Origin of the sequence: Amycolatopsis sp. NPDC050768 (assembly GCF_040654155.1) — a bacterium.
Lineage (GTDB): Bacteria > Actinomycetota > Actinomycetes > Mycobacteriales > Pseudonocardiaceae > Amycolatopsis.
Genome location: NZ_JBFAHL010000014.1, coordinates 268202 through 285397, shown reverse-complemented (window position 1 = coordinate 285397; position 17196 = coordinate 268202). Strand labels below are relative to the sequence as shown.

Sequence of the window (17196 nt, the reverse complement as noted above, 5' to 3'; positions counted from 1 at the left end):
ACCAACCAGCACCTCATCGTGGGCCTCGACCCGAACGCGAGCAGCCGCCTCATCGGCAGCAACATGGCGTACTACTCCGTAGGCTTCGGCGGCGGCGCCGTCGCGGCCACCACCGCCTACAGCGCGTGGGGCTGGACCGCGGTCTGCGTCCTCGGCGCCGGGTTCAGCCTGGTGGCCCTGCTGGTGTGGGGCGCGGACCGCCTCTCGGTGGCGCGCTCGGCGCGCCTCACTCCGGCGGCCGCCTGAGTGTCCGCTGTGGACGGACGGGCCCGGGGAACACTTCCCCGGGCCCGGTTTCACGCGATCCCTCCGGGCGGCGCCGAGCTGCCGTGCGCGGCGACCTCGTAACGCTGGCCCTGGTGGTCCAGGATCCGCACGCTTCTGCGCACGGCGTCAAGCGCCGCGCGGAACGGCTCGGACGCGTGGAAGCGGTCCACGGCCTCCTGGTCCACCCAGCCTTCCGACAGGTGGATCGTTGCCGGGTCCAGCAGGTCCGCCGCGAAGACGTAGAACAGGCAGCCGGGCGATTCGGCGGCGAAGCTCAGGTGCGGCACGACCGCGTCGACGAACTTCTGGCGGTCGTCCGGGTGCACCCGGTAGTAGGCGTTGAACACGATCTTGGTGGGCGTGTCGCGGCTCGGCGCGGTGGTCATTCAGTCCTCCGGGTTCAGGGTCGACGCCGCGGCTTCCAGCGCCGGGGCGAAGTCGGTGCGCCAGGCGGCGGTGAGGATGACCTCGGTGGCGCCGGCGTCGAGGTGGTGGCGCAGGGACTCCCGCACGGTTTCGGCGTCGCCGAGGGCGCAGAGTTCGTGGATGAAGCCTTCGCCGATGGCGAGTTTCTGAGCTTCGACGTCGGTGGCCTTGTCGTACGCGGCGAGGTCGGCCGCGTAGCCGGCGGCGGCGAACATCGTGCGGTAGAAGGGCAGGCCGAAGTAGCGGTGGAGCTCGCTGCGGACGCCGTCGAGGGCACCGTCGCCGAGGGCCGTGGGGACGGCAGTGGCGATCGTGAAGCCCGTGAGGTCCTTGCCGGCCCGGGCGCGGCCCGCCCGCACCTCGGGCACGACCACGTCACGGACGTAGCTCGCCGGGCACGCCCACAGCACCACGCCGTCGGCGATCTCGCCGGCCAGCCGCAGCATGGCGGGCGACAGGCCCGCGAGCACGAGCTCGATGCCAGGCCTCGGCGTGAACCCCGTGAACGCGAACGTCGAGTTCCAGCGCTCGCCCGGCGGCGGCTGCTCGCCCGCGAGAACGGCGCGGACGACGCCCGCGTACTCCCGCATTTCCGCGACCGGGCGGCCGATCTCCTGGCCGTGCCAGCCACCCATCGTCGAGCGGTGGCCGACGCCGAGCCCCAGACGGAACCGGCCGCCGGACAGGTCGTCGACGGTCGCGGCGGTCTGGGCCATCGACGCGGGCGAGCGGTGGTAGATCGGCGCGACGGCCGTGCCCAGCGTCACCGAGGTGGTCTTCATCGCGAGCGCGGCCAGCAGCGTGAACGAGTCGCGCGCCGCGATGTGCGAGCAGTTGATCGAGCCGAAGCCCAGGTCGTCGGCGAGGCGGGCCAGCCGGACCGCCTCGCCGAACGGCGCGAACGCCGGGATCTGGCAGCTGATCGTCATGCGTTCTGTTCCTTCTCGGTCCGGGTGCGCCGGTAGTGCTCGAAGACCGCGAGCAGGCCGGCGTCGTCCACCGAGCCCGGGTCGGCCACCTCGGCGGCCGGCGCGCCCTGCAGGACGCGTTTCACCGGCACCTCGAGCTTCTTGCCGGTACGGGTGTGCGGGAGCGCGGGGACGGCGACGATGTCGTCGGGAACGTGCCGCGGGGACAGCAACCGCTTGATCTCCGAACGGATCTTCTCGCGCAGCGCGTCGTAGAGCACGCCGTCGGCGGTTTTCACGAACAGCGGCATCCAGTAGCCGCCATCGGGACGTTCGGCGCCGATCACCAGTGCCTCGTCCACTTCGGACAGTCCTTCCACGACCTGGTGGATGTCGGCACTGCCCATGCGGATGCCGTTGCGGTTGAGGGTCGCGTCGGAACGCCCGTGCACCACGACGGAGCCGCGCTCGGTGATGGTGATCCAGTCGCCGTGGCGCCACACACCGGGGTAGGTCGAGAAGTACGCCTCGCGGTAGCGGCTTCCGTCGGCGTCGTCCCAGAACCGCAGCGGCATCGACGGCATCGGCTTCGTGACGACCAGCTCGCCCTGCTCTCCGACCACCGCGTGGCCCTCGGCGTCCCACGCCTCCAGCGCCACGCCGAGGCACGGCCCGGAAAGCTCACCCGGCCACACCGGAAGGTTCGGCGCGCCGCCGGCGAACGCGCTGACGACGTCCGTGCCGCCGCTCGTCGAGACGACCTGCACGTGCGGGCCGACGTGCTCGGCGACCCAGTGGTACGCGTCGGCGGGCAGCAGCGAACCCGACGAGCCGATGGCCCGCAGCGCACTCAGGTCGTGGTCCCGCGCCGGCTCGAGGCCCGCCCGCGCGCCGGCGGCGAGCAGACCGGGGCTGGTGCCCAGGAACGTCACGCCGTGCTCGGCGGCCAGTGCCCACTGCAGATCGGGTCCGGGGTGGGTCGGGCTGCCGTCGTAGCAGACGACCGTCGCGCCGACCAGCAGCACGGAGACGAGGTAGTTCCAGACCATCCAGGACGGGCTGGTGTACCAGAAGAACACGTCGCCGGGACCGAGGTCGCTGTGCAGGCGCAGCACTTTCAGGTGCTCCAGCAGGACGCCGCCGTGGCCGTGCACGATGCCCTTCGGTCGGCCGGTGGTGCCCGACGAGAACAGCACCCACAACGGGTGGTCGAAGTCGACGGGCGCGGGATGGACGTGATGATCGCCCGCGACCGCACCGGCCCAGTCGACGACACCGTCCATAGTGGACTTCTGCGCAAGCCGGTTCACCACCACCGTGTGCTTCACGCTCGGCAACAGCTCGCGCAGCTGGGCGACCTCGGCGGACCGGCTGCGCTCACGGCCACCGAAGCGATAACCGTCGGCGGCGACGAGCACCACCGGTTCGAGCTGACCGAAGCGTTCCGCCGCCGCGTGAGGCGAGTAGTCCTGACCGCACGCGGCCCACACCGCGCCGATGCTCGCAGTGCCGAGGAAGGCGATCACGCTCTCCGCCGTGTTCGGCAGGTACCCGGCCACGCGGTCGCCGGCCTGCACGCCGAAGCCCCGCAGCGTCCCCGCGAACGCGGCCACGTCACGGGCGAGATCGGCCCACGTGAGCTCGCGGCGCAGGCCGCTCTCCGTGACGTCGATCAGGGCCACGCCGTCGCCCGGCCGGTCGCGGAAGACGTGCCACACGTAGTTGACCGTCGTGCCGGGGAACCAGCGCACGCCGGGCATCTCGTCGCCGACCAGCACCGGACCGTCGCCGACCACGCCGAAGTACTCGCCGACAGCGCCCCAGAACTCGGCCAGCTCGTCGACGGACCAGCGCCACAGCGCTTGGTAGTCGCCCGTGATGGCGGCCGGCGCGCCGCGGTTGGTGACGCACCAACGCGCGAAGTCGGCGAGGGTCGTGTCCTCGTCCGTCGGCGTCCAGATCGGCACACGCTCGCTCACGAATTCTCCCTCACGCCTCGGTCAGCCGAGTATCGGCCACTCGCGATCGTCAAGGCAATACTTTATCGAAATTATCGAGTTCTATCGCTCGAACGTTGACCTCACGACTTTTTCTTGCTTCAGTGAGAGGGCCCGGGCACCGCCGCCCGGAACCCTCGGGGACGAAGGAGAAACCCATGCCGACGATGCCGCGAGAGGTCCCCGTGCTCGTGGTCGGCGCCGGTCCGGCCGGGCTGACGACGGCGCTCGCGCTGAGCCGCTACGGCGTCGGCCACCTCGTCGCCGAGCGGCACGCCGGCACCGCGCACACGCCGCGGGCGCACATCGTGAACCAGCGGACCGTCGAGATCCTGCGCCACCTCGGCGTCGAGGACCGCCTCCACGCGGTCGCGACCTCACACGAGCTGATGCGCGACAACCTGTGGGTCACGAGCCTCGCCGGGCGCGAGGTCGCGCGCTCGGAAGCCTGGGGCACCGGCCTCGCGCGCGCCGGCGAGTACGCCGTGGCGAGCCCGGCGCCGATGGCCAACTGCCCGCAGACGGTGTTCGAACCCCTGCTGCTCGACGCCGCTCGCGAGGCGGGCAGCGACATCCGGTTCGAGCTGGAGTTCGAGTCGGCCACCGTCGACGAAGACGGTGTCACCAGCACGCTCGTGGACCGCACCACCGGCGAGCAGCACGTGGTGCGCTCGCGCTACCTGCTCGGCGCCGACGGCGCGCGCAGCAAGGTCCTCGCCACCGCCGGCCTCCGCGTGGAGGGCCCGGCGGGGCTGGCGCACGCGGTGAACGTGTGGTTCAAGGCCGACCTCACCCGCTATCTGGCGCACCGGCCGGGGGTGCTGATCTGGAACGTGATGCCCGGCCCGCTGCCCCCGTTGCGGCTGGGCGGGCTGATCTGCCACAAACCGTTCGAGGAGTTCGTGTTGTGCTTCATGCACGACCCCGCGCAGCGCTCGCTCGAGGAGTGGAGCGAGGACGAGCTCGTGGCGCGGGTGCGGGCAGCCGTCGGCGACCCGGCGCTGGACGTCGAGGTGAAGGGCGTGGCCGGCTGGCAGGTCAACGCGCAGGTCGCCACCGCGTACTCCGCCGGCCGGCTGCTGTGCCTCGGCGACGCGGTGCACCGCCACCCGCCGACCAACGGGCTCGGCCTGAACATGTCCGTGGCCGACGCGTTCAACCTGGCGTGGAAGCTCGCCCTCGTGCTGGCGGGCCACGCGGGACCGGAGTTGCTCGACACCTACTCGCAGGAACGGCAGCCCGTCGGCGACGCGGGCGTCCGGCGCGCCATCACCAGTCTCGGGGAGCTCGCCGCCGTCGACGAGGCGCTCGGCTTCACGCCCGGCCAGTCCACTGAGGACGGCTGGGCCGCGCTGGAGCTGCTCGACGCGCCGGGCCCCGAGGGCGACGCCCGCCGCCTGGCCCTCAAGGAGGCCGTGGCCCTGACCGACCGCCAGTTCAACGCCCACGGCATCGAGCTCGGCTATCGGTACACCACGGGCGCGCTGGTCGCCGACCACCTGCCGCCCGTTCCGGAACCGCCGGACCCCGTGCTCCAGTACGTGCCGACCACCGCACCCGGCGCCCGCGTTCCCCACGCCCGCCTGGAACAAGACGGCCATGCACTGTCCACCTTGGACCTCGTCGAAGGGCTGGGGTTCGCGCTGCTGACGGGCGTCGGCGGCGAGGCGTGGCACACCGTGGCCGACGACCTCACCACCCGCACCGGCGTGCGCGTCGACGTGCACGTGATCGGCGGGCACCGGCCCGGCGACCTCGCGGACCCGCTCGGCGAATGGGCGGACCGGCGCGAGGTCGGCACGAGCGGTGCCGTCCTCGTGCGACCCGACCGGCACGTCGCCTGGCGTGCACCCGAGTGGTCCGCGCCCGCGGCCGCGAACCTGTGCGCCGATTTCGACCGGATCTTGGCCGTGAGTCCACTGCATCCCCATCAGACAGGAGACCGATCGTGACCCCACCGACCCGGACGACCGTCGAGAAGTTCTACGAGCGCGTGGGCGCCGGGGACATCGCCGGCGTCGTCGCCCTGCTCGCCGACGACTTCCACTGGGACATCCCGGGCGACACCGAGACCGTTCCTTGGCTGGGCAAGCGAAACACGCCCGAAGCGGTGCAGGAGTTCTTCGCGCACATGGGGAACCACGTCGACCGCAAGTCGTTCGACATCGACCGCATCGTGGTCGAGGGCGAGGACGCCGTGGCGCTCGGCCGGGCGTCGGTGCTCGTGCGCGCCACCGGCAAGCTGATGGACACGCTCTTCGCCGTGCACGTCGTGGTCGGCGAGGACGGGCGCATCCGCCGGTTCGTGATGTTCGAGGACTCCTGGCACGTCTCGGCCGCCATGCGGCCTTGACCGAGGATGACGGCCGAAGGCGAGTATTGCCCGATTGGCCCACGGTTCTGGGGCAGTAATGGACCACGAACACGTGCCACATGACACGTAGCGTGGTTGCTGTCAGACAGTTCGCAGAACCAGGAGAAGTGATGAAGGTATTCCTCGCCGGCGCCTCCGGAGTGCTCGGGCAGCGGCTGATCCCGCGGCTGGTCGAGGCCGGGCACGAGGTCGGCGCCATGACGCGGTCGGCCGCCAAGATGGAACCGTTGATCGGCCTCGGCGCCGTCGCGATCCTGTGCGACGTCTTCGACCGCGACGCGCTCGTGCAGACCGTCCGCGACTTCAAGCCGGACGTCGTGCTCAACGAGCTCACCGACCTGCCCGACGACGTCACCAAGATCGGCGAGCACGCCGAGCGCAACGCCCGCATCCGCACCGAGGGCAACCACAACCTGATCGAGGCCGCGCGGGCGGCCGGCGCGCCGAAGATCCTCGCGCAGAGCGTGGCGTGGCAGCTGCCCGACGGCCCCGACGCCGTCGCGGTGAAGGACCTCGAGCAGTCGGTGCTGGCCGAAGGCGGCGTGGTGCTGAGCTACGGCCAGTTCTACGGCCCCGGCACCTACAACGAAGGTGCCTTGCCCGCCGAGCCCCGCGTGCACATCGACCGTGCGGCCGAGCTCACGGTCGAAGCGCTCGACGCGCCGACGGGTGTCGTGACGATCGTCGATTGATCCGGGAAGCGCCGGCCGGGTCAGCCCGGCCGGCGTCATCCATGGAAAGTCACGCGAACGACGAGTCCAAGCCGTTTTCCTGCGCGTAGGCGATCAACGCCTGCGGCGCGCGTTCGATGTGCGCCCCGAGGAGTGCCACGGCCTGGTCGGTGTCGCGGTCCAGCGCGAAGTCCTTGAGGCGGCGGTGTTCGCCGGCGATGTCGCGCTGGTGGTCGTCGGTCAGCGCCCAGTACCAGCGCCGGTAGAGCTCGGCGCTGTCACGCAACGACGTGGCGATCGCCTCGAGCCGCGGGCTGCCGCAGCCGGCCAGCAGCGCGCGGTGGAAGTCGCGGTGGGCCAGCGTCCAGCCTTCGTTGTACGAACCGTCTTCGAGGATCACCGGCGTGCGTTCCAGCGCGTGGTGCGTGCCGAGCACCGACGTCTCCCAGCTGATGTCGCCCAGCTCGAACGACTGCCGCAGAGCCAAGGACTCGATCTGCACGCGAACCTTCGTGAGGTCGGCCAGATCGTCGACGGACAGCGGGCGCACGGTGAACCCGCGTTGCGGCGTGGAAACCAGAAGTCCCTGCTCCGCCAGCCGCGTCAGCGCTTCGCGCACCACGGACATGCTCACCCCGAAGCGCGTGCTCAGCTCCTGGGACTTCATGCGCTGCCCCGGCTCGTAGCGCCCGCCGAGGAGGTCGGCCCGGAGCGTCTCGAAGACTTCCTCGGTCCGGCTGGCAGTAGGTTTCGTCACCACCCGAACATTCTACTATAAAATCGATATTTCACGACCATAACGGCGGTCCCGGCCGGGTGAGCCGGGACCGCGGCCGGCCTCAGTCGGCGACCAGGTCGTTGCGCAGCCGTCCGATGCCCTCGATCTCGCTGACCAGCGTGGTGCCGGGAACCAAGTAGCGCTGGGGGTCCCGGCCCATCCCCACGCCCGCCGGCGTGCCGGTGAAGATCACGTCACCCGGCAGCAACGGCAGGATCGACGACAGGTACGAAACCAGCGCCGGCACGGAGAAGATGAGGTCGCGCGTGCGCCCGTCCTGCAACACCTCGTCGCCGACGGAGCAGCTCAGCGCGAGGTCGTCGCGGTCGGCGAGCTCGTCGGGCGTCACGATCGCGGGGCCGATCGGGCTGAAGCCGGGGTAGGACTTGCCGAGCGAGAACTGCGGCACCGGGCCGGCGAGCTGAACGTCGCGTTCGGACAGATCCTGCCCGATCGTCAGGCCCGCGACGTGGTCCCAGCCCTGTTCCTTGGTCACGTCCTCGGCTCGCTTGCCGATCACGACCACGAGCTCCACCTCCCAGTCGACCGACGCGCTGGGCAGCCGCACCGCGTCGTACGGACCGGTGATGCTGGTGACGAACTTCGTGAACACCGCGGGCCGGGTGACCGACGCCTCCAGGCCCGCTTCGGCCGCGTGCGCGTCGTAGTTCAGGCCGATGCCGAAGATCTGAGCGGGGCGCAGCACCGGCGGGCCGACCTCGACGTCGGTGAACGGCACCGCGTCCTCGAAGGACTGCCCGCGCGCCCACGCGGCGAACTCGGCCCAGTTCTCGAAGACGCCGTCGGGGTCCGGGCCGAACAAGCCGTCGCTGGCCTTCTCGACGTCGAGGGCGAGGTCGCCGGAGATCAGGGCGGCCCGGCCGTTGATGTTTCCGTAGCGCATGGTTTTTCCTTGTCTGCGAAGAAGGTCAGCGAGGGCTGTGCGTGCCGGTCATGAGCGCGGCGAGGTCTTCGGGCTTGATGAACGAGGGCGGCAGCGGCGGGCCCCAGTTGTAGATGCCGCGGGTGCCGTCGACGACCGAGGGCTTCCACAGTGCGTCGTCGACGATGCAGTCGAGATCGCTGTAGTACTCGGAGAAGTTGCCGGCGGGATCCTTGAGGTACCAGAAGAAGTTGGACCCGATGTGGTGGCGGCCCAGGCCCCAGACGTGACGCTCGGGGTTGCCTTCGAGCATCTCTGTGGCGCCGCGGCCGACCTCGTCGACGTCGTCCACCTCCCACGCGGTGTGGTGCAGGAAGTCGACGGGCGCCTTCTGGATCAGCAGGTTGTGGTGGTCGGTCGAGCAGCGCAGGAAGCTCGCGAGGCTCGGAACGTGGTCGCTGGCCTTGAACCCGATGCCCTCGGTGAAGAACCTCTGCGACGCGTCCTGGTCCTTCGACCCGATCACGACGTGGCCCAGCTTCTTCGGCCGTACTTTGTTCGTGCGCTCCACGCCGGGCGTGCGGCCGTTGGGCCGCGAGGGCCGGCCGGGCCCGTTGTAGAGCACCTGCTCCACCGGCGCCTGCACGAGATGCGGCGCGATCTCCAGCACCACCAGCGTGTTCGAGTTCGGGTCGAGCACCCGCAGCGACGTTTCGTCGCGCTTCCCGGCCACGTCGAGCTTCGCGAGGCTCGCCTCGATCCGGTCGAGGTCGTCCGGGTCGTCGACCCCCACGCCCAGCTCCACCAGCCGGCGCAGCGGCGAGTGCGTGATCTTCAGCTGCTCGCCCCCTTCGGCGGTGGCGAACCGGTTCTCCGCCTTCTCGCCCACCGGCGTCAAGCCGAAGTCCTCGTAGTACCCAGCGGTCGCGTCCACATTGGGCACACCCAGCGTGATCGACGTCAAACGATGCAGCGGCATCGGCTTGCCTTCCTCTGTCCGGGACGACTCGACGGCTCCATCGCTAGACTAGCAAAATATCGATACTTTGCTAGTCTGTCGCTGAACCCAGTGACCGACGGCACCCTCGTTCGCGAGGCAGGTCCTCGTCAGCCGGCGGGCAGCGAAACCGTGACGGTCGTGCCCGCGCCCGGCGTGCTGGCGACGGTGACGATGCCGCCGTGGGCTTCGGTGAGGTGCTTGACGATCGCGAGCCCGAGGCCGCTGCCGCCGGTGCTGCGCGAGCGTGACTTGTCCGCGCGCCAGAAGCGGTCGAACACGTGGGGCAGGTCCTCGGCGGCGATGCCGGCGCCGCGGTCGACCACGGAGAGCTCGACGCGGGCGCCGGCGCGGGCGCCGCGCAGCACCACGTGCTCCCCCGGCGGCGAGTGGCGCAGGGCGTTGGTGACGAGGTTGCCGATCAGCTGCCGAAGCCGCACGCGATCGGCCCGCACCGGCAGCGCGCCGGACACCTCGGCGACCAGCACGTCGGGGCGCGCGGCCGCGATCTGGCGCAGCACCTCCCCGGCGTCGACGTCTTCGAGGGACATCCGCAGCTCACCCGCGTCGGCGTGGGCGAGGTCCTGCAGGTCGTCGACGAGGTGGCGCAGCACCTCCGTCTCCTCCAGCAGCGACTCGATCAGCGCCGGATCGGGCTTCGCGAGGCCGTCCTGCGTCGCGATCAGCCAGCCGCGCAGGGTGCCGAGCGGGGTGCGCAGCTCGTGCGAGACGTCGCTGACCAGCTCGGTGCGCTGCCGCTCGGTGCGTTCGACGTGTTCGGCCATGTCGTTGAACGCCTGGGCCACGTCGGCGATCTCCCATTTCGCGGCGACGTCGGCGCGGGCCGTGCGATCGCCGCTCCGCATGCGCCGCGCCGCGTCGGCGAGCGTGCCCAACGGCCGCAGCACCCGGTTGGCGAGGAAGAAGCCGACCAGCAAGGTAAGGGCGAGCACGCCGACGGCCGCGGCGACGATCCGGAGCGCGCCCGCGGCGGGCAAGCCGACCACGGTCGGGCCCGGAGTGCCGGGAGCGGAGACGTAGAGCAACGCCGCGGGAGCCACGTAGGGGGCGAGCTGCCGGTGCCGCGCCTGGGTGAGGCAGATAGCGAAGCCGGCCGAATCGGAAATCGTCGCCGCGGGCACGAGCTTGCCCGCCGCGGAAAGCACGGCTTTCACCTGGTCCCGCTGTCCTTCGATGCACGGAATCAGCAGCCGGTTGAGCTCGCCCAGCGCCGCGGTTTCGGTGGGGGTGGGGTCCTGCAGCACGTCGTCTTCGGCCGGGCCGCCGATCACCGCGAGACCCAGCTGGTCGCAGATCCGGCGGGTCTTCGGATCTGCTTCGACGAATACGCGTCCGCCGGACGTCTCGACGATCTTCGCGGCGGCGGGCAGCTTCCCCGCGCACACCACTTCGTCGTCGGCGCGCTTGCGCACCACCTCCCGTTCCGCGGCGGGCAGGGTGAACGGCCCGATCACGCGCGCGTCGATCCGGTCGCCGGGGGCGTCCGGCTGCAAGGCCGGGTCGACGGCGAGCGGGTCGACGACCGTGGCGAGCTTGCGTTCGTCCACCGGCACGCCGTCGCCGCTGGCCGCGATCCGGGCGCCGGACGTCGTGGCCAGCTCGAGGTCGAGGCCGGTCGTGCGGTGCAGACCCTGCAATGTGTCAGCGACACCGGTCCACGTCGCGTGGCCGGCGGCGTAACCGAGCAATGCGTTGTAGCTCAACGCGGTGCTCGCTGCCGTCTCGCCCTGTTCCTGCCGGATCGCGCCGGTGGTGGTGCTCGCCGCGAGCCACGCGGTGGCGGCGATCGCGCACACGGCGACGAGCACCCCGCCGGCGAGGAAACGCAGCCGAATGCTGTGCTGCCAGGAGGATTCAGCGGCCATCGCGGACCTTGTACCCGACGCCGAACACCGTGAGCAGGTACTCGGGGTTGCGCGTATCCACCTCGATCTTCTTGCGCAGGTTCTTGATGTGCACGTCGATCGTGCGCTCGGTGATGAACGCGTCGATCCCGTACACCCGCTCCACGAGCTGCGCCCGGCTGAACACCCGGCCCGGCGCCGAAGCCAGCGCCGTCAGGATGCGGAACTCGGCGGCCGTGCACTCCACCGGACGGTCGCCGACGCGCACCTCGAACCGCGCCGGGTCGAGCACGAGGTCGCCGACGCGCACCGGCGGCTCGCCCTGGTCGTCCGGATCCGCGCGGCGCAACAGAACCCGGGCCCGCGCGACGAGCTCGCGCGGGTCGTACGGCTTCACGAGATAGTCGTCGGCGCCCAGGTCGAACCCGCGGAGCCGATCGTTCACAGTGGACTTCGCCGTGACCATCAGGATCGGCACGGCCGACTCGCGCCGCACCTGCGTGCACACGTCCAGACCGCTCACCGAAGGCAGCATGAGGTCGAGCACGAGCAGATCGGGGCGACGGCGGCGAACCTCGTCGAGCGCGGCCTGCCCGTCGGTCACCAGCTGCACCGAATGGCCATCGTGGCGCAGGTAGAGCCGCACGAGTTCGGCCTGCTTCACATCGTCCTCGGCGACCAGGACGTAGGCGCACACCCGGTTTCTCCTCACCCCCGCGTCCACTTGGGAATCGCAGGCACCCATCGTATCCCGGCCCCGCGTGGTTGTCCCGGCGTCGATCACGGCCACCACATCCTCTTCACATCTGTCGGTCATCCTCGCCGCCATGACCCTTCGACCCCTCCTGGCCGGGACCGCGCTGGCGGCCGCGGCCCTGGTCCTCGCCGGCTGCGGCGGCGCACCGAGCGCCGGCTCCGCGCCGTCGGTGGCCGCGCTCCCGAGCAGCGCCTCGGCGGCCAGTCCGTCCGCGACGACGTCCGTCGACGACGCGCGGCCGCTGATCCGGCCCGACACCGACCCGGCGGAACGCGACCGGCTCACCCGGCTGTGGATCCAGTGCCTGACCGACCACGGCATCCCCGACTACAAACGCGACCACGACAACCCGAACCCGAAGTTCGCGGGCGCCCGCGAGGCCTGCGCTCCGAAGCAGCCGGAGGACCTCAAGGACCGCTTGGCGCGCAAGGACCCCGCGGCCTACCAGGACGGCATGCGCGACCTCGCCAACTGCATGCGCTCCCACGGCATCGAGGTCGAGATCGACGCCACCGGCTACACCTACGACCCGAACGGATCCGTGCCGATCGCGGACGCGATGGTCATCTCCGCCGACTGCGAGAAGGTGGCGTTCGGTGCGCGGTAGTCGTCGGCTGGTGCTCGCGGCGGTGTGCGTCGCCGTGGTCGCCGTCGGCGTGGTGGTGCTCCTGCAATCGCACGGCGACGGTCCCGCTCCGGCGAACGCGACCCCGGCCGCCGCGACCGCCGAGGTGACCAGAACCGACCTCACGTCCACGGTCACCCTGCAGGGAACCCTCGGCTATGCCGACGAAATCCCCGTCAAAGGCCACAGCGGAGGCCACGTGACGTGGTTGCCGACGGTCGGCACCACCGTGTCTCGCGGCGCGACGCTCATGCGCGTGGACGACCGCGCGGTGGCGGTGTTCTACGGCAGCACACCGTTGTTCCGCGCCCTGGACACCCCTGGGCTGGTCGGCCGCGACGTCCGGGTGGTCGCCGACAACCTCGCCGCGCTCGGCTACCGCATCGGCAGCCAGCCCAAGGCGGGCACCGTCGTCGACCTGCCGGCCGGCACTCCCGCACCACCTGCGTCTTCGGCCGCACCACCAACTTCCGACGCCCCGGCCAGTCCCGCGCCTCGCTACACCGTGAGCAAGGACGACGCGGTGCTCACCCCGGCCTTGACCGCCGCGATCCGCCGCTGGCAGCAGGACACCGGTCGCCCGCGCACCGGCGAGCTCGGCGCCGACGACGCCGTGGTGCTCGCCGGTGAAGCCCGCGTCACGGCCACCAGCGCACAGCTCGGCGACGACGCCGGCAACGGCGTGCTGTCGGTCGCGTCGACGACGAAGGTCGTGCACGTGCCGCTGCAACCCGGTGACGCGCAACAGATCCAGAAATCCGGCCAGGTCACCGTGGTCCTGCCCGACGGCGCCACCGCGGACGCGACCATCGGCTCGATCAGCACCACGACACCCGCGCGCAGTGCCGGCAACCCGGCGGACGGCCAGCCGGCGCAGCAGACCGTGACCGTCGTGCCCACCGACGCCGCCGCGGTGCAGCACGTCGACCCGGCGCCGGTGCAGGTGAACTTCACTGGAGAGACGCGCAAAGGCGTGCTGGCCGTGCCGATCGGGGCGCTGCTGGCGCTCAGCGGCGGCGGGTACGGGCTGCAAAAGCCGGACGGCACACTGCTCGCGGTGACCACCGGCCTGTTCACGAAAGGCATGGTCGAGGTCACCGGCACCGGCGTCGCGGCGGGCCTGAATGTGGTGACCACGTCGTGACGCCCGTGCTCGCCGTCCGCCACGCGGTGCTCGCCTATCCCGGTGGCGTGCGGGCGCTCGACGACGTCTCCCTGACTGTCGACGAAGGTGATTTCGTCGGCGTGGTCGGGCCGTCCGGATCGGGGAAATCGAGCCTCCTCAACATCATGGGCACCCTCGACCGCCCCACCGCAGGCACCGTGGAGCTGTCCGGGCACGACGTCACGACACTGTCGGACCGCCGCCTGTCGGCGTTGCGCAGCCGGCAACTGGGGTTCGTCTTCCAGCAGTTCCACCTGTCCGACGGCCTCAGCGCGGCCGAGAACGTGGCCACCGGCTTGCTGTATGTCGGAGTTCCGCGCCGCCGGCGCCGGCCGTTGGCCCTCGAGGCGCTCGCCCAGGTCGGCCTGGCCCACCGCGTCGACCACCGGCCCACCGAGCTTTCCGGTGGCGAACGGCAGCGCGTCGCCATCGCGCGGGCGCTGGTCAACAACCCGGCCGTGGTGCTCGCCGACGAACCGACCGGAGCGCTGGACACCGCGACCGGCCAGGCGATCCTGGAGCTGTTCACCACGCTCCACCGCGCCGGCGCCACCATCGTGATCATCACGCACGACCGCGACATCGCCGCGCGGCTGCCACGCCGGATCGAAATCCTCGACGGGCGCGTCACCGCCGACACCCGGATCGGAGCCCGGCGATGACGCGCGCGCAACCGATCCCCGTCGTCCGGCTCGCTCCCGGTGACCTGCTCCGCCTCGGTCTCGTCGGGCTTCGTACGCGCCCCGGCCGCGCCGTGCTCTCGGCGCTCGGGATCGCGATCGGCATCGCCACGATGATCCTCGTGACGGCGATCCCCGCGTCGAGCGAACAGGCGCTACTGGAACAGCTCACGCGGCTCGGCACCAACATCCTGCAGGTGACGCCCGTCGTGTCGGACCCTCCGGTGAAGCTGCGGCCCGAATCCGTCGCCATGGCGCAGCGGATCGGTCCGGTGACCGTCGCCAGCGCGGTCGCGAACACGAACACGCCGGTCGGGCGCAACGACCTCGACGACGACTACTCCGGCCTCACCGTGCTGGCCGCCAAACCGAACCTGCCGGAGGCGATCAACGCCCACGTCGGCTCGGGCCAGTTCCTCAACGCTGCCAACGAACGCTTCCCCACCGTCGTCCTCGGCTCGGTCGCGGCGAGCCGGCTCGGCTTCACGCGCATCGACGCCGCCCGGCCCCAGCAGGTGTACGTCGGGCGGTCGTGGTTCACCGTCGTCGGGATCCTCGACAAAACTCCGCTGTCGCCGGACATCGACCGCTCCGTGCTCGTCGGCTGGGCAGCGGCGCAGTCCGAACTGCACTTCGACGGCAGCCCGACGGTGATCTACGTGAAGGCCGACGAGGCCCAGGTCGAGGCCGTGCGCAAGGTCCTGCCGGCCACTGTGGACCCGGAGCTGCCGGGCCTGGTCCAGGTGAGCCTGCCGTCTGACGGCCTGCTGGCCAAGCGGGCCACGCAGGCGACACTGTCCACTTTGTTCCTCGGACTCGCCGGTGTCGCGTTGCTCGTCGGCGGCATCGGTGTCGCGAACACGATGGTCATCTCTGTGCTGGAACGCCGCCGTGAGATCGGACTGCGCCGCGCGCTCGGCGCGAACCGCGGTCAGATCCGCGTGCAGTTCCTCACCGAGGCCGTCACGTTGTCGGCGATCGGCGGGCTCGCCGGGGTTGCGGTCGGGGCCTTGGCAACGCTCGCGTACGCGACTTACCAGCACTGGCCGGTCGTGATCCCGCCGGCCGCGGTCGTCGGGGCGTTGGTGGGCGCGGTCGTGATCGGCGTGGTCGCGGGCGTCTACCCGTCGGTCCGCGCCTCGCGGCTCACACCGACCGCGGCGCTGGCGACGACGTGACCACCGGTCACGGGTGTGGGTGCGGGTGGTCGTGCCCGGCCGGGCGCAGGGCGAGTGCCTCGGCGCGCGAGGCGACCTCGCCGCCGGGCACCGCGCCGGTGTCGACGAGCACGTCCTCCAGCGCGGCGAGCCAGTGGTGGTAGTAGCTCCAGTCGCCGACGCGGTCCGCGTCCCACGCACCGATGCGCGCGATCAGCGCGGCCTGGAACCGCGGCCAGTCGAACGCGCCGGCTTCGTAGAGCGACACCGCCAACCCGAACGCGCGGCTCTCCCACGGCGCCGCGAAGAGCAGCTCACCGTTGGCGCGCGGCGGTGCGGCGATCCCGTCAACGCTCAGTGGCGCGCTCACGGGGCCGCCACCTTCGCGACGCCCACCATCGCGTCGCGCGTGACGAGCTCGACGAGTTCGTCTTCGGAAAGGCTTTCCGTGCCGGCCGGGCGCTCCGGCAGCACCAGCCAGCGCACCTCACTGCTGGAATCGCGGACGGTGATGCGCACGTCCGCGTCGAGGTCCAATCCCATCTCCGACAGCACCGTGCGCGGCTCACGGACCACGCGCGCACGGTAAGCCGGGTCCTTGTACCAGCTCGGCGGCAGGCCCAGCAGCGGCCACGGGTAGCAGGAGCACAGCGTGCACACCACCACGTTGTGCTCCTTCGCGGAGTTCTCGACCACCACGATGTGCTCGCCCTGCGGCCCGCCGAAACCGAGTTCCTTCGTGGCCGCCGTGCCGTCGGCCAGGAGGCGTTCGCGGTACGCCGGATCAGTCCACGCCTTCGCGACGACTTTGGCTCCGTTGAGCGGACCGATGTTCGTCTCGTACGTCGTGATAAGCCGGTCGACCACCGCCGGGTCGATCAGGCCGCGTTCGACGAGCAGTTGTTCGAGCGCCTCAGTGCGCAGCGCGGCCGACGGCCGTCCGGCGGTTTCCTCAGCAGTCACGCGATTTTCTCCAGGTACGATTCGAACAGGTCCACGGTGACGTCGAAGGGCTCGCTGTCCGCGCCCCAGAGTTCGCGCGAGGCGAAGCGCACCGTGTAGACGTACTGCGGGTTCTCCGCGACGAAGTGGGCGTTGGTGTCGGGCAGCACCGAGGCCGGCTGCACGGCCTCGACGACGCCGACGTGTCCGCGCACGTACTTGGCCAGCCGCGTGTGCCCGGGCGGCGCCATCGTTTTGGTGCGCACGTGGTCGCCGGCCGCCAACGCGGGCGGAACATCGAGGACCCGCAAGGAACCTTCGGCCGTGGGCGCGTAGCCCGGTTTGTGCGGCTCGGGAATCGGGGGCTCTTCGGCGGCGTCACCGGCGAGGCGGCGAGCGCGCGCGTCGACGGCTCCGGGCGCGAGCAGTGCGCTGTCGAGCAGCACGAGCTCACCGGCGTTGAGCCAGCGGCCCCAGTAACCCTCGCCGAGATACGCGTCCCGGTCCTGGCGTTCGAGGCCGTGGCGGAAAGCGTCGAGGTTGGCGCCGGCCGCGCGCCAGGCCAGCGCGCCCAGCGCGAAAGCCCGGGCGTTCCAGCGTTCGGGGAACACCGGCTCGTCACGCCGCGTCGGATGCACCGGGCCCCAGCCTTCGGTGCCGCCCAGGTCGGCGATCCCTTCCAAGACACCACCTCTCCAACCAGT

At 71.2% G+C, this 17196-nt stretch carries 18 protein-coding genes and 1 pseudogene; 8 read left to right on the top strand and 11 right to left on the bottom strand.

From position 1 onward, the window contains the following. Window positions 1-246 (top strand): annotated as a pseudogene (locus tag AB0H62_RS35310) (MFS transporter); the annotation flags it as partial. Window positions 247-296: 50 nt separating this feature from the next. Here the strand turns inward: AB0H62_RS35310 and AB0H62_RS35305 are convergent. From AB0H62_RS35305 to AB0H62_RS35295, 3 genes are read right to left on the bottom strand one after another with little or no spacing between them, the layout of a single operon-like run. After that, window positions 297-653 carry an antibiotic biosynthesis monooxygenase family protein gene (locus tag AB0H62_RS35305; RefSeq protein ID WP_360590909.1) on the bottom strand — a complete coding sequence of 119 codons (357 nt, stop codon included), beginning with the start codon at window positions 651-653 and terminating at the stop codon, window positions 297-299. Next, window positions 654-1622: an LLM class flavin-dependent oxidoreductase gene (locus tag AB0H62_RS35300; protein WP_220243864.1), complete on the bottom strand. Its 969-nt coding sequence runs from the start codon at window positions 1620-1622 to the stop codon at window positions 654-656. Further along, complete coding sequence (locus AB0H62_RS35295) at window positions 1619-3580, bottom strand: acetoacetate--CoA ligase (RefSeq protein ID WP_360590906.1); 1962 nt, start codon at window positions 3578-3580, stop codon at window positions 1619-1621. The genes AB0H62_RS35300 and AB0H62_RS35295 overlap by 4 nt, the downstream gene beginning before the upstream one ends. A gap of 176 nt (window positions 3581-3756) precedes the next feature. Here AB0H62_RS35295 and AB0H62_RS35290 point away from each other — a divergent pair, with 176 nt between their 5' ends. From AB0H62_RS35290 to AB0H62_RS35280, 3 genes are all read left to right on the top strand, one after another. Next, window positions 3757-5550: an FAD-dependent monooxygenase gene (locus AB0H62_RS35290; RefSeq protein ID WP_360590904.1), complete on the top strand. Its 1794-nt coding sequence runs from the start codon at window positions 3757-3759 to the stop codon at window positions 5548-5550. Further along, window positions 5547-5951, top strand: coding sequence for a nuclear transport factor 2 family protein (locus AB0H62_RS35285; RefSeq protein ID WP_220243868.1), 405 nt, complete (start codon window positions 5547-5549; stop codon window positions 5949-5951). Before AB0H62_RS35290 ends, AB0H62_RS35285 begins: the two co-directional genes overlap by 4 nt. 131 nt (window positions 5952-6082) lie before the next feature. Then, window positions 6083-6664, top strand: coding sequence for an NAD-dependent epimerase/dehydratase family protein (locus tag AB0H62_RS35280; RefSeq protein WP_255638416.1), 582 nt, complete (start codon window positions 6083-6085; stop codon window positions 6662-6664). 49 nt (window positions 6665-6713) lie between these two features. Here the strand turns inward: AB0H62_RS35280 and AB0H62_RS35275 are convergent, their stop codons facing one another. From AB0H62_RS35275 to AB0H62_RS35255, 5 genes are all read right to left on the bottom strand, one after another. Continuing rightward, a complete protein-coding gene (locus tag AB0H62_RS35275; RefSeq protein ID WP_220243870.1) occupies window positions 6714-7400 on the bottom strand; it encodes a GntR family transcriptional regulator in 687 nt (228 codons plus the stop codon). Window positions 7401-7482: 82 nt separating this feature from the next. Then, on the bottom strand, window positions 7483-8325 hold the full coding sequence (locus AB0H62_RS35270; protein WP_360590901.1) for a fumarylacetoacetate hydrolase family protein: 843 nt from the start codon (window positions 8323-8325) through the stop codon (window positions 7483-7485). Between the two features lie 25 nt (window positions 8326-8350). Beyond that, complete coding sequence (locus AB0H62_RS35265) at window positions 8351-9283, bottom strand: VOC family protein (protein WP_360590899.1); 933 nt, start codon at window positions 9281-9283, stop codon at window positions 8351-8353. Between the two features lie 128 nt (window positions 9284-9411). After that, a complete protein-coding gene (locus tag AB0H62_RS35260) occupies window positions 9412-11187 on the bottom strand; it encodes an ATP-binding protein (RefSeq protein WP_360590897.1) in 1776 nt (591 codons plus the stop codon). After that, a complete protein-coding gene (locus AB0H62_RS35255) occupies window positions 11177-11863 on the bottom strand; it encodes a response regulator transcription factor (RefSeq protein WP_360590895.1) in 687 nt (228 codons plus the stop codon). The genes AB0H62_RS35260 and AB0H62_RS35255 overlap by 11 nt, the downstream gene beginning before the upstream one ends. Window positions 11864-11993: 130 nt before the next feature. On the opposite strand from AB0H62_RS35255, the gene AB0H62_RS35250 reads away from it, so the two are divergent. From AB0H62_RS35250 to AB0H62_RS35235, 4 genes are read left to right on the top strand one after another with little or no spacing between them, the layout of a single operon-like run. Next, window positions 11994-12530 (top strand): hypothetical protein, encoded by a 537-nt coding sequence (locus tag AB0H62_RS35250; RefSeq protein WP_360590893.1) that lies wholly within the window; start codon window positions 11994-11996, stop codon window positions 12528-12530. Then, a complete protein-coding gene (locus AB0H62_RS35245) occupies window positions 12520-13692 on the top strand; it encodes a peptidoglycan-binding protein (RefSeq protein WP_360590891.1) in 1173 nt (390 codons plus the stop codon). Before AB0H62_RS35250 ends, AB0H62_RS35245 begins: the two co-directional genes overlap by 11 nt. After that, window positions 13689-14375, top strand: coding sequence for an ABC transporter ATP-binding protein (locus AB0H62_RS35240; protein ID WP_360590889.1), 687 nt, complete (start codon window positions 13689-13691; stop codon window positions 14373-14375). Before AB0H62_RS35245 ends, AB0H62_RS35240 begins: the two co-directional genes overlap by 4 nt. Next, on the top strand, window positions 14372-15571 hold the full coding sequence (locus AB0H62_RS35235) for an ABC transporter permease (protein WP_360590887.1): 1200 nt from the start codon (window positions 14372-14374) through the stop codon (window positions 15569-15571). Before AB0H62_RS35240 ends, AB0H62_RS35235 begins: the two co-directional genes overlap by 4 nt. A gap of 7 nt (window positions 15572-15578) precedes the next feature. Here the strand turns inward: AB0H62_RS35235 and AB0H62_RS35230 are convergent, their stop codons facing one another. The 3 genes from AB0H62_RS35230 to nthB are packed head-to-tail and all read right to left on the bottom strand — an operon-like array spanning window position 15579 to window position 17175. Next, window positions 15579-15920 (bottom strand): nitrile hydratase accessory protein, encoded by a 342-nt coding sequence (locus tag AB0H62_RS35230; RefSeq protein ID WP_220243879.1) that lies wholly within the window; start codon window positions 15918-15920, stop codon window positions 15579-15581. Beyond that, window positions 15917-16513, bottom strand: coding sequence for a nitrile hydratase subunit alpha (gene nthA, locus AB0H62_RS35225; RefSeq protein WP_360590885.1), 597 nt, complete (start codon window positions 16511-16513; stop codon window positions 15917-15919). Before nthA ends, AB0H62_RS35230 begins: the two co-directional genes overlap by 4 nt. Beyond that, complete coding sequence (nthB, locus tag AB0H62_RS35220; protein WP_360590883.1) at window positions 16510-17175, bottom strand: nitrile hydratase subunit beta; 666 nt, start codon at window positions 17173-17175, stop codon at window positions 16510-16512. Before nthB ends, nthA begins: the two co-directional genes overlap by 4 nt. Window positions 17176-17196 lie beyond the last annotated feature (21 nt).

Excerpts from the sequence above, each read along its gene's own strand:
- AB0H62_RS35305 (WP_360590909.1), bottom strand. The coding sequence starts at position 653 with ATGACCACCGCGCCGAGCCGCGACACGCCCACCAAGATCGTGTTCAAC.
- AB0H62_RS35300 (WP_220243864.1), bottom strand. The coding sequence starts at position 1,622 with ATGACGATCAGCTGCCAGATCCCGGCGTTCGCGCCGTTCGGCGAGGCG.
- AB0H62_RS35290 (WP_360590904.1), top strand. The coding sequence starts at position 3,757 with ATGCCGACGATGCCGCGAGAGGTCCCCGTGCTCGTGGTCGGCGCCGGT.
- AB0H62_RS35280 (WP_255638416.1), top strand. The coding sequence starts at position 6,083 with ATGAAGGTATTCCTCGCCGGCGCCTCCGGAGTGCTCGGGCAGCGGCTG.
- AB0H62_RS35270 (WP_360590901.1), bottom strand. The coding sequence starts at position 8,325 with ATGCGCTACGGAAACATCAACGGCCGGGCCGCCCTGATCTCCGGCGAC.
- AB0H62_RS35265 (WP_360590899.1), bottom strand. The coding sequence starts at position 9,283 with ATGCCGCTGCATCGTTTGACGTCGATCACGCTGGGTGTGCCCAATGTG.
- AB0H62_RS35260 (WP_360590897.1), bottom strand. The coding sequence starts at position 11,187 with ATGGCCGCTGAATCCTCCTGGCAGCACAGCATTCGGCTGCGTTTCCTC.
- AB0H62_RS35250 (WP_360590893.1), top strand. The coding sequence starts at position 11,994 with ATGACCCTTCGACCCCTCCTGGCCGGGACCGCGCTGGCGGCCGCGGCC.
- AB0H62_RS35235 (WP_360590887.1), top strand. The coding sequence starts at position 14,372 with ATGACGCGCGCGCAACCGATCCCCGTCGTCCGGCTCGCTCCCGGTGAC.